The following is an 11316-nucleotide window of genomic DNA, read 5'->3' on the forward strand; positions in this document are numbered from 1 at the left end:
AGTGCAGCAGCTAGTGCAACGGCTCGATGGGAATGCGCACTTCTTTCTCGCGATCGAACAGATAGACGCGGCCGGCCCGCGGCGCGAGGCGCACCGTCGCACCCGGCTTCGCGTCGAAGCGTTCATGCAGCGTCGCGCTGATCTCCGTTTCGCCCAGCGTCATCACGAGGTGGGTATCCGCGCCGGTCGGTTCGATCACGCGGACGTGACACGTCAGCGCGTCGCCCTGCGACAGCACGAGATCCTCGGGGCGAACGCCGAACCAGACGGTCTGCCCTGCCCTACCGACCTGCCGCGCCGCCGCGGTCCAGACTTGCCCGTCTTCGAGTTCGACCAGCGTGCGTCCCTGCTCGTGACGCAATACGGCGGGCACGAAATTCATGGCCGGCGAACCGATAAAGCCCGCGACGAACTTGTTGGCAGGGTTGTCGTAGAGCTCGAGCGGCGTGCCGACCTGTTCGATCAGGCCGTCATGCAGCACGACGATGCGATCGGCCATCGTCATCGCTTCGATCTGATCATGCGTGACGTACACCGACGTCGTGCGCAGCTCCTGATGCAGCGCCTTGATGTCCGCGCGCATCTTTACGCGCAGCTTGGCGTCGAGATTCGAGAGCGGTTCGTCGAACAGAAATACCTTGGGATCGCGAACGATCGCGCGGCCCATCGCGACACGCTGCCGCTGACCGCCTGACAACGCACGTGGAAATCGATCGACGAGCGCGCCGAGACCGAGCATGCGTGCCGCGTTCTGCACGCGTCGCGTGACCTCCTCCTCGGCTTTCTTCCTGAGCTTGAGCGCGAAGCTCATGTTGTCGCCGACCGTCATATGCGGATACAGCGCGTAGTTCTGGAAGACCATCGCGATATCGCGATCGCGCGGCGGCAAATGATTGACGACGCGATCGCCGATGCGAATCTGCCCGTCCGAAATTTCTTCGAGACCGGCCAGCATCCGCAGCAGCGTCGATTTGCCGCAACCCGACGGCCCGACCAGCACGACGAATTCACCATCCTCGATACGCAGGTCCACGCCGTGAATGATCGGCGTGCTCCCGTAATGCTTTCTGACCTGCGTCAACGTAACTGAAGCCATCTGAAGCCCCTGAAAGCCTGCCCCGATGCGCCGTATCCGGTTCACCGGTGAACAAACGAATGTGTGACGACTTGCAAAAACCCGTGAAGCGAGAGATATACTTCGGTCAAAGGTCCAGTGGTCTGACCATTGGCCGAAAGATAGATTTGGGAGAGTCCCGTTGTCAAGCAATTCACTACCGGGTTTACCTTGAGCCGCAACGCATTCGATATCGACGAGCCCCCAAAAAGCCCGTCCACGCGCAGGCGTGCCGTCTCACGCGCCAATACCGTAAACTCGCGTGTTGACATGCGTGCGCCCGACGACACGGCGACGCATGTCGGCAATCCGACAAGAGAGACAAAGATGGTTCAAGCGCTTCCGCAAATCGAGTCGCGCAGGCTGTATCGGCAGATCGCCGAACTGATCAGCGGATATATCGACAGCGGCCACTATCCGCCAGGCACCCTGCTGCCCGCCGAACGCGAACTCGCCCAACAACTTGGCGTGAGCCGCGCGTCGGTGCGCGAAGCGTTGATCGCGCTCGAGGTCGAAGGCCGGGTGTCGGTCAAGGTCGGCAATGGCGTGACCGTGCTGGATGCGCCGCGCGTGGACGTGGACTCCGCGAGCGATTCCCCTGAACCGCCCCGCGCGTATTGGGCCGATGTAGGTCCGCTCGAATTGCTCGATGCACGCATCCTGGTGGAATCCGAGAACGCGGCGCTCGCCGCGCGTCATGCGACCGCAGCCGATATCGAGGAACTCGAGTCGCATCTCACGGCACTCGCCGTCGAGCACCGCGAGCTTCACCACGATCAACCCGCGGACCGGCGCTTTCACCTCAAGATCGCGGAAATGACCGGCAACCAGGCGATGGTCCACATGGTCGCCACGCTGCTCGATCAGCGCGACAGCCCCATGTTCGCGCGCTTTGAAGATCACTTCGTCACGCCACGACTGTTCGAGGACATCAACCAGAACCACAAGCGGATCCTCGATGCGATCCGCGACGGCGACAGCACAGCGGCGCGCGCCGCGATGAAGCGCCATCTGCGCGCACTCAAGCAGGAATTCACGCGCGCGCTGTCGAGTTTTTCCGAAGAACCGAGCCACGACGGCGCAACGCTCGCCATCGACGATTCGGAGGATTGAGGCACGACGTCGATACGCGAAGAAGGCGGGCCAAATGCGTAAATGGCACCGGGCGCTCCCCGGCCTAGGGGAAGCCCCAGTCACGCGTGTTTTTCATGTACAAAATCAAGTTTCTCAGATAAATTTTGTCCATGAGCAAACGCCCCAGCCCTCCTCCGCCTGCCGTCGAAGAGACTGACGACGACCGGCCCAAGTACAGCGTGCCCGCGCTCGAGAAAGGGCTCGACATTCTCGAGTTGCTCGCGACGCAGAGCACGGGTCTCACGCAGTCGGCGATCGCAACGTCGCTCGATCGCTCGACCAACGAGATCTTCCGCATGCTCAATTGCCTCGAGCGTCGAGGCTGGATCGTGCGCAAGCGTCCGGACGAGACGTATGCGCTCTCGCTCAAGCTATTTCACCTGGCCAACCATCATCCGCCGGCTCGGCGCCTGCTCGACGTCGCGATCCCGCATATGCGGCAGATGTCGCTGTCGATCCAGCAATCGTGCCACCTCGGCGTGTATAGCGAAGGCGCGCTGCTGGTCATCGCGCAGGTCGAGAGCCCGATTCCCGTCGGCCTTTCCGTGCGCCAGGGCGTGCGCTTTCCGCTGATCGAAACGTCGTCGGGCCGTGTGCTGCTCGCGTTTCAGCGGCCCGAAATTCAGGCGCAGTGGCTGCGCGAAGCCGGTGCCCCGCAACCCGGCACCATCGCCTACAGCAAGCTGATGCAGCGCCTGCTGCACTGCCGTCATGAAGCATTCGAGACCGTGTCGGACGAGACGCTCGATGGCGTGACCGATATCTGCTTCCCGGTGTTCGATGCGGCGGGCGACGCGTGTGCAGCGCTGGCGGTGCCTTATCTCGCCGCCCACAAAACCGAAGTGACGCTGGCCGATGTCTGCGAACAGGTTGCCCTCCATGCGGCAGCCATCACCGAGGCCATCGGCGGCTTCAGCCCGGCCCTTCCCGAACTCGCGTCCGATTCGCGCACGCCAGGACCCTGACATGCCCTCGATCTACTACGAAGACTACGTGGACGGCGACGTTCGCGAGACCTATGGCCGCACGATCACCGAGACCGATTTCGTCGTGCACGCCGGACATACGGGCGACTTCTTTCCGCACCATATGGACGCCGAGTTCGCCAAGACGTTGCCCGGCGGCCAACGTATCGCCCACGGCACGATGGTGTTTTCGATCGGTGTCGGCTTGACCGCCACGCTGATCAACCCGGTCGCATTCAGCTATGGCTACGACGGGCTGCGCTTTATCAAGCCCGTGCATATCGGCGATACGATCCGTACACGCGTGACCATTTCGGCCCGCACACCGGACAAGCGCCCGGGCTTTGGCCGCGTGACCGAACACTGCGAGATCCTCAATCAGCGCGACGAGATCGTCCTCGTCTGCGATCACATCCTGCTCGTGGAGAAGCGCAAGGAAGCCCTCGCGAGCGCGTAAGTGCATAGCGTGCCTGCATGGGGTGCAGGCGCGCCGGCAGGGAGGCTTCAACAAGCGGTCGAGCCTCCCGCTCTGCATCCCTTCGCTAACCGCTCAGGCAGCGTGCCCCACGTTGACTCGATACAGGCGTTGCGCGTTCTTGCTGAGCAGCGCTGCCTGCTCATCGGCGCTACATCCTTCAAGCAGCGCACGCGTCGCTTCGATCCAGCGGCCGATATCCCCGCCAAGACGGCACACGGGCCAATCGCTGCCCCAGACGACACGGTCCCAGCCAAAGCATTCGATCACATGCTCGAAATACGGACGCAACGTATCGACCGTCCAGTTCGGCCCCGCATACGCCACGATGCCTGAGATCTTGCAGTTCACATTGGGCAGTGCGGCAACGGCGCGCATGTCCTGACGCCAGCTTTCCAGTGCCCCGCCCGCGATATCCGGCACACCGCAGTGATCGAGGATAAAAGTCAGATCGGGGCATTGCCTGACGAGCGGCACAGCGACGGGCGCAAGCTGGCACGCCAGCACGCACAGGTCGAACGAATAGCCACCGGACGCGAGCCGGTTCAGATTCTCGGCGAACGGACTCGAAGCCGATAGCGTATCGGGCGATTGATGCAGGATACGGCGCAACCCTTTAACAAAGGGACGCGCTGCAAGACCGTCGACAAACGATGCAAACTCCTTGACCGTTTGCTCGGGCCGGCAAGCTGCGATCATGCCTTCAACGAACGTATCGTCACGCGCGACGAGTTCCCCGACCAGATCGATTTCCGCCTCGATATCGCGCTCGTCCACATCGACCTCCATCATGAGCGCAGAGACGACCCCAAGCGGCCGGACCAGCGCCTCATACATCTCGATGGACGATTCCCCCTGGAGCGCAGGTGCACTCGACACCCACGGGTAGCGAATTCTGTCCGGGTAGAGCAAATGCAAATGCGTATCGACGATATTCATGCGTAGGTCCCGATTGAGCTGGAAGTCGAACCCGATGAAGACGATGAAGACGATGAAGAAAACTACGAAGACGACGAAGACGACGACGACGACAACGCAGTGGCCGCGTCTCTGTATTTGACCGTCTGTAAATGCTCGCAATACAACACGAGTTCGCCGTCGTTCTTGAATACTTCATAGGCCGCGCGATACAGACCCATATCCGGATATTTAGGCTGTTTTTCCAGATCGGTCTTGATCGTGTAAATCGTGTCGCCAATAAATACCGGCTTGATAAATCGCAACTTGTCGTACCCATAAGAAAAGGCATTGACGCAGTTGGTGGCCACGAGCCCGAGCCCCGCGCTGAATACGAAGGCCCCTGCAACCAGACGCCGGCCGAACACCCCCTCGTCGCGCGCAAAGATCTCATCAGCGACGTACGGATGCATATCGAGCACGAGCGCGTTGAACTGCATGCTCTCGCCTTCCGAAATCGTGCGCCGCAACGACCGGATACGATGACCCGGCACGATGTCCTCGTAGAACCAGTTTTCCGCGTTCCAGACGGGGATGGTCGTGTGCGTCGACGGATCGGGGTTCGGATTCAGCGCCACGCTCACGCCTCCTGCCCGCTCTTACCCAGCGAGAATTCCGCGTCGATCAGCGCATTGTGTTCGCCGATCTTCGGGGAGCCGCGCCGCGATTTGAGCACCTTGCCGTCGATGCGAAGCGGGCAACGCGTCGTCACCATGGCCGCGCCGTTATCGCGCACGACATCCTGCAGGAAATCGAGCACCTTGAAGCCGTCGTGCTCGAGCAGCTCGTTCCAGTTCATTACCGGGGCACACCAATAGTCGGCAGGTTCGAGCTTGTCGAGCCAGTGCTGCGTCGTACCCGTTGCAATATGGTCAACCAGCACCTGCTTGATTTCGTCACGCCGGTCGAACCAGCTCTTCGCATCCGAAAACGCCGCAAGCGCCTCGCACTCGAGCAATTGGCCCAGGCGCGTCACCGACCCCATTGCGAGTGCGAGATAGCCGTCCTGCGTGCGATAGATGCCGTACGGCGCGCCAAGATACGCGTGGGCGTTGTTGACCGTGCTGCGCGACGGGTTTTGATGACCATCGTTGAGAAAGGTCGACAACACCTCGAACTGGAAATCGAGCGTCGATTCGAGCAGGCTCGCTTCGACAAGGCCGCCTTTACCCGTGATGCCGCGCCGGATCAGCGCCGCGAGCAGGCCCTGAACGAGATGCGCACCGGCCAGCATATCGGCGACGGCGAGGCCAAAAGGAACCGGCCCTTGCGACGCATCGCCATTGAGCCAGACGAGGCCTGAGCGGCTTTGCACGAGCAGATCCTGGCCCGGCAGACCGACCCAGGGGCCCTGCGTGCCGTAGCCCGTGATGATGCCGTAGACGATGCGCGGATTGATCTCACGCACGCGTTCGTAGTCGAGGCCGATGCTTTCCATCACGCCCGGCCGGAAGTTCTGGATCAGCACGTCCGCCCGTGCGATCAGCTGACGCACCTTCTCGAGGTCGGCCGGTTGCTTGAGATCGGCTGAGTAACTGCGCTTGTTGCGGTTGATCGTATGGAACAGCGTGCTGTCGCCATCGAGTTCGAGGTTCGAGATGTAGAGATGGCGACACAGATCGCCCTGCCCTGGGCGCTCGATCTTGATCACATCGGCGCCGAGGTCCGCAAGTCGCAATCCGGCTGACGGCCCCGACAGGAACTGGCTCATGTCGACGACGAGGAGTCCGGCAAGCGGCAGATCGACGTCACCCTCCGATTGAAGCGATGGGTCGAGCGCACGCGCCGAACCCGATGCGGTTTTCGAACCGGCGTGCGTGGCACGGCTCGACGTCGAAAGCGGCGCGCTGTCGAATCCGCCCGAGGGCGTCGTCACCGGGGTCTTGATTCCAGTGGTCGTCATGCGCACACCTCGCTCGCGTATTGCCGATGCACGCGATTCAGTGCATCGAGCGTGGCGCGCACGTCCGCCTCGCCTCGGAGCCACGCATGAACGACATGGCCCGCATCGTTCTGGAAGTCGATATAACCCGGATAGCGCGGGCGCTGCCATGCCTCATCGAGTGTTTGCAGCGTCGCGAGGAAATAGCCGTTGGCGAGGCGATTCGCCTCTTCGTCCTGCCATGCCTGGCGATGGCCGGGCTGGCCGCCGGACTGCACGTAGATGCCCTTCTGGATCGACGCCTCCGACATGAAGCGCGCGTAGTCGACTGCGACATCGAGATGCTTCGAGTGGGCCGATACCGCCACACCTGCGCCGCCCAGTGTCGAGCGAAGGCGCTCGCCGTGCCGCGTGACCAGGTTGCCGTAGCTCAGTCGTCTCGTTGCATAACCCGGCCGGGAATAGTTCGAGTAGCCGTACGCGAACGGGCAGTAGGCGATCGAATCGGAGCGTGTCATGGCCTCGTAGGTTTGAATCGGATTGCGCGTCAGGCACACGGGATCGCACGCCGCCACGAGTTCACGCAAGGCTGTCAGTGCGCGCTCGCCGACATCGTCGGAGCCGAATCGGTCGGGCGTCGCGCACGGCGTTTCGCCTTCGTTGAGCCAGAACATGTAGAGATTCATCAGGCTGTCGATCGGAATCGCCGGCACGGCAACGTGGCCGGCTTTGGCGAGTTCCATCACATCGTCCCAGGTCGTTGGCACAGGCACGCCGAGCCGGTCCAGCACATCGACGCGCATGCTCGCGACGGGGGTCGCAGCGTCGCAGGCGAGCGCCCATTGATGGCCGTCGTAGTGATAGCTCGTGTGCGACGAGCCCACCGAGTTCGCCGCCTGATCGTCAAGAAAGGCTCGCGGCAACGTCGCGTCCAGCGGCGCGAACAGGCCATGTTTGGCGGCTTCCCCGATCGACGGGTGATCGATGACCAGCAAGTCGAATTTCTCGGCGAGATCCGCGATCGAATAGTCAGCGAATGCCTGCAGCGAGCGCGTTTGCCACTGGATCTGAACATCTGGGTTCAGCTCGTGATAACGCTGTGCCGTCGCGACGTTCGGCACAAAGCCGCGCGTGTGATTCCACGTAATGCCCTGGAGGGTGATCATGCCGAGTGTTCGCTCCGTAATGTGTGATCAATCGAGCGCCCGGGGCGGACGCCGCCGCGGTCGTTCGATTGCGCGCAGGCGTCGACGAGTTCCATCGTGCGCAGTGCATCGCGCACGGCGGTGTGCAGCACCGCGTCTTCGCCGGCTGAGAAACGTTGAAGGTTCGACATCGTTCCGATGAACGCATCGGGGAACCAGCGGCCTTCGAGGGGGATGTCGGTCCATGGGCTTCGTACGGAGACGGAGGCCTGATGATGCGTGGCCTCCGTCACGATTCGCAGCGTCTCTGGCTCGCCGTTCGGGTAGTTCAGAAGCAGCCCCAGCCCCACTTCGACTGCCCCCTTCGTGCCTTCGATCCGGATCGTGGCCGATTCACCATCGGGACCAAAGCGGTATGTGTGATTCAACGACAGGCAGCATCGCACCGGTGCTTCGAAGTCGAGGATCGTGCTCGTGCGCGCGTCGCGCAGCGTCGGATGATCGGGATGCGGCACCGAGCGCGACATCGCTGAGCGCGGTTCGCCCAGCAGACTGCGAATCAGGTCGAGGTAGTGAATCGAATGCATCGGCACCTCGACATGCTCGAGGTTCGACATAAAGGGCCACAGCTCCCACGGCGTGCGACAGGCAAGGCGCACTTCAACATCGAGCACGTCGCCGAGCAGCCCCCTGTCGATCGCGTCACGCACCGCGAGCATCATCGGCGAGAAGCGCAACTGGAAGTTCACCGCGGCAGTCAGATGGCGGCGCTCGCAGACGTCGACGATCTGCCGCGCCTCAGCAAGCGAGCGCCCCATGGGCTTTTGAATCAGCACCGTTGCCCCATGGGGCAAGTGCTCGAGCACATCAGCGTTGGCCTCCGGCACCACGGCGATATCGAATACGACGCCCGGTATCGCCGCAATCTCCTCCAGCGAATCGCAGACCCTGGCAATGCCGTTCTGATCGGCGAGCGCCTGCGCCTTGGCGCGGTCCCGATCGTGGATCGCGACGACGTCAAAGCCGGCCTGGCGGTACGCCGGCAGATGCGCATCTCGAACAATCGCCCCCGCGCCGATGATCGCGACAGGTCGAGGCTGCGTCGGCAACGGCCAGCGTTGGCGCAGGCCGTCGAATCGGGAATCCATGCGGGTGTCTCCTCGCTGCGCGGATCGCTCAAACGATCTATTTGCTAGTGAAATCTGATTTCATTTGCAAAATTAACATACAAACGAGCAAAACGATTGGGTGTTAACCCCGAGCGGGAGGCAGGGATAGAGACGGGAAGCGCGCAGCCAGGGCCGTGGCCGCGCGGGAAGCGGGGAGATTGGAGAAAATCAGACGCGCGGCTCAGTCAGCCGGCTTTGGCGAAGATTCAGAGGCGTGCGATCTGCACGCTCATCTTGAAGACTTCCGCCATGGGCTGCCACAGCCCCACAAAGTCGGCATCGGGCAGGGCCTTCTGAAACGTGCCCATCAACTCGCCCCACTCCTTCACGCGCGGATGGCTGTCGGGCGAACCCGCGAGCTTGCGCAAATCGAAGTCGTCCGGTGCCTCGAGCAGCATGACCATGCGCGTGCCCCGGCGCCAGATCGTCATGTCATCGATACCGATCTCGCGAAGGTCCTTGAGCACTTCAGGCCAGACGTCCGCGTGATAGCGATCGTAGGATTCGATCGCCACAGGGTCGTCTCTGAGGTCGAGTGTCAGGCAATGCCGCATGTCATGTCTCCTTGTGGTTGGGGTATCGGACAACGCCGTATCGCAAGTCGTTGAACAACCCGGCGCTAGTCCATGCGACCGAACTATCCCACTGTTGCATACGCATCCGCAATATTCGGGCAGAGTGATCGAACACATCAACCTGCGTGGCTACAGCGGCGAGCCTCGCTGAGGGTCGACCGACCCAGTGCGCCTCGGTGCCTCAGACGTGACAGCGGTCGAGAAAGAAGCATCCCTCCGCGCTCCGGAGGTGGACCAACATGTGCCGACACGGGCAGACGTACCGCGAGATGAATAAACCCTGACGCTGAGGTGTTAACCGGGCAACGTCGACATTCTCGACACGTGCATCGGCGTCGCAAACACACGCGCCGTCGCGATATGGAATCAACGTTTCGAAGCCAAGAGGTCACTATGCAGTTTGCTGTTTATGGCGCGGGCGCAGTCGGGTGCTATTACGGAGGAATGCTCGCGCAAGCCGGGCACGATGTCGTGTTGATCGGTCGTGAAAATCACGTCGCCGCAATGACCGAACGAGGACTTCGCTTCCAAAGCGGCGATCGCGATATCGCCGTCCCTGTCCGCGCTTCGACGGACATTGAATCGGTTCGTACGGCCGACTACGTACTGGTCTGCGTGAAGTCCACCGATACGATCGATGCCGCACTGGCTCTGCGCGACCACCTCTCCCCGTCCTGTGTGGTCGTCAGCCTTCAGAATGGCGTCGACAATGCACAGACCCTGCGCGGCCATCTCGACCAACCCGTGATTTCCGCCGCGGTGTATGTCGCAAGTGAAATGGCCGGCCCCGGACATCTGCTGCATCACGGTCGGGGCGACCTTGTTATCGAGGCCACTGCGCACAGCGAGCAGCTCGCCGACGTATTGCGGCACGCTGGCATTCCGACGCAGATCTCTCCCGATGTTCGCACGGCACTCTGGGAAAAGCTCCTGCTCAATTGCGCCTATAACGCCGCGTCTGCGATCGTCCAGTTGCCGCTGGGTGATATGTCGCATCGAGACGCCCTGCGCGCCACCATGCGTGATGTTGTCGGCGAATGCCTGGCAGTCGCATCAGCCGAAGGCGTCGAGCTTGATCACGACGCTCACAGTTTTGTTGAACTGATCGAACGCACGATACCGGCCGGCCAGTATTCGTCCACGGCCCAAGACCTTGCGCGTGGCCGGCCCAGCGAGATCGATTTTCTGAACGGCGCGATCGTACGCCGCGGCACCGCGCTTGGCATTCCTACGCCCGCCAACCGTACGCTGCACACGCTCGTCAAAATGCTCGAGGCCAAGGCGGCGCCACGCATCGCAAGCCCCGCAGCGAGCTGAGCAAGCAAAACAAAGCACGCTATTCGTCTGTTTCGCCGTCGCCGCGCGCTGGCTCCGCCAAAGTGGAATAATAAGGACATCACCATTCTTCAACGCGGAATATTGCGTCCGGCGATGTCATGAGCAATCGATTGGAAAGAATGCGCGTCTTCATTGCGGCCGCGACGAGTCCCACCTTTCGTGATGCCGCAACACGTCTCGGGGTTTCACCACAGGTCGTGACGCGAGTTGTGCGTGAACTTGAAGAAACGCTGGGTGAAACGCTCTTCCATCGCGGCACCCGGCGTGTGCAAATCACCGCGTTCGGTCGGGGCTTTGCGGACCAGGCCCAGCAGGCGCTCGCGTCGATCGACGAGTTGTTCGAACCGCTTGCGGATCGTTCAGGCCAACCGCTCGGCACGCGAACCCCAGACGACTCAGGACCATGATCGGCTGCCGGCCACCTGCCCTTGGGACCGCCCCATGACTCATGAGCGCGTTGTTGTACGCGTAAGTGGCGCACACCATCCATCATTGGCCTCAAAAACTGCTTTGCTGATGAGTCAACGCCGCAGGCCGACATCCGCTCTGCGGCGCACGATCT

12 protein-coding genes are annotated in these 11316 nt (G+C 61.9%); 5 read left to right on the forward strand and 7 right to left on the reverse strand.

The annotated features are described in order from the left end of the window. Window positions 1-10: 10 nt before the first annotated feature. Window positions 11-1096 (reverse strand): ABC transporter ATP-binding protein, encoded by a 1086-nt coding sequence (locus ACMFWR_RS12875; protein WP_413192038.1) that lies wholly within the window; start codon window positions 1094-1096, stop codon window positions 11-13. 288 nt (window positions 1097-1384) lie between these two features. On the opposite strand from ACMFWR_RS12875, the gene ACMFWR_RS12880 reads away from it, so the two are divergent. From ACMFWR_RS12880 to ACMFWR_RS12890, 3 genes are all read left to right on the forward strand, one after another. Further along, window positions 1385-2227, forward strand: coding sequence for a FadR/GntR family transcriptional regulator (locus tag ACMFWR_RS12880; RefSeq protein WP_413192039.1), 843 nt, complete (start codon window positions 1385-1387; stop codon window positions 2225-2227). Between the two features lie 131 nt (window positions 2228-2358). After that, on the forward strand, window positions 2359-3213 hold the full coding sequence (locus ACMFWR_RS12885; RefSeq protein WP_413192040.1) for an IclR family transcriptional regulator: 855 nt from the start codon (window positions 2359-2361) through the stop codon (window positions 3211-3213). A gap of 1 nt (window position 3214) precedes the next feature. Continuing rightward, on the forward strand, window positions 3215-3670 hold the full coding sequence (locus ACMFWR_RS12890) for a MaoC/PaaZ C-terminal domain-containing protein (RefSeq protein WP_413192041.1): 456 nt from the start codon (window positions 3215-3217) through the stop codon (window positions 3668-3670). A 93-nt stretch (window positions 3671-3763) separates the two neighbouring features. Here ACMFWR_RS12890 and ACMFWR_RS12895 read toward each other — a convergent pair whose 3' ends face one another. The 6 genes from ACMFWR_RS12895 to ACMFWR_RS12920 all read right to left on the reverse strand — a co-directional run bounded on the left by ACMFWR_RS12895 (window position 3764) and on the right by ACMFWR_RS12920 (window position 9395). Further along, complete coding sequence (locus ACMFWR_RS12895) at window positions 3764-4627, reverse strand: amidohydrolase family protein (protein ID WP_413192042.1); 864 nt, start codon at window positions 4625-4627, stop codon at window positions 3764-3766. A gap of 62 nt (window positions 4628-4689) precedes the next feature. Continuing rightward, entirely contained in the window at window positions 4690-5223 is a 534-nt protein-coding gene (locus ACMFWR_RS12900; protein WP_413192043.1) for a MaoC family dehydratase, read from the reverse strand. Between the two features lie 2 nt (window positions 5224-5225). After that, complete coding sequence (locus tag ACMFWR_RS12905; protein WP_413192044.1) at window positions 5226-6548, reverse strand: CaiB/BaiF CoA transferase family protein; 1323 nt, start codon at window positions 6546-6548, stop codon at window positions 5226-5228. Next, a complete protein-coding gene (locus ACMFWR_RS12910) occupies window positions 6545-7693 on the reverse strand; it encodes an ABC transporter substrate-binding protein (RefSeq protein WP_413192045.1) in 1149 nt (382 codons plus the stop codon). The genes ACMFWR_RS12905 and ACMFWR_RS12910 overlap by 4 nt, the downstream gene beginning before the upstream one ends. Then, window positions 7690-8820: a Gfo/Idh/MocA family protein gene (locus tag ACMFWR_RS12915; protein WP_413192046.1), complete on the reverse strand. Its 1131-nt coding sequence runs from the start codon at window positions 8818-8820 to the stop codon at window positions 7690-7692. Before ACMFWR_RS12915 ends, ACMFWR_RS12910 begins: the two co-directional genes overlap by 4 nt. Window positions 8821-9047: 227 nt before the next feature. After that, window positions 9048-9395: an L-rhamnose mutarotase gene (locus ACMFWR_RS12920; RefSeq protein WP_413192047.1), complete on the reverse strand. Its 348-nt coding sequence runs from the start codon at window positions 9393-9395 to the stop codon at window positions 9048-9050. Between the two features lie 414 nt (window positions 9396-9809). Between ACMFWR_RS12920 and ACMFWR_RS12925 the strand changes: the two genes are divergently transcribed. Both ACMFWR_RS12925 and ACMFWR_RS12930 read left to right on the forward strand, forming a co-directional pair. After that, window positions 9810-10733, forward strand: a complete 924-nt coding sequence (locus tag ACMFWR_RS12925) for a ketopantoate reductase family protein (RefSeq protein ID WP_413192048.1) — start codon at window positions 9810-9812, stop codon at window positions 10731-10733. Between the two features lie 119 nt (window positions 10734-10852). Beyond that, window positions 10853-11161, forward strand: coding sequence for a LysR family transcriptional regulator (locus tag ACMFWR_RS12930; protein WP_413192049.1), 309 nt, complete (start codon window positions 10853-10855; stop codon window positions 11159-11161). Window positions 11162-11316 lie beyond the last annotated feature (155 nt).

This window comes from Pararobbsia alpina, assembly GCF_965118125.1.
Lineage (GTDB): Bacteria > Pseudomonadota > Gammaproteobacteria > Burkholderiales > Burkholderiaceae > Pararobbsia > Pararobbsia alpina_A.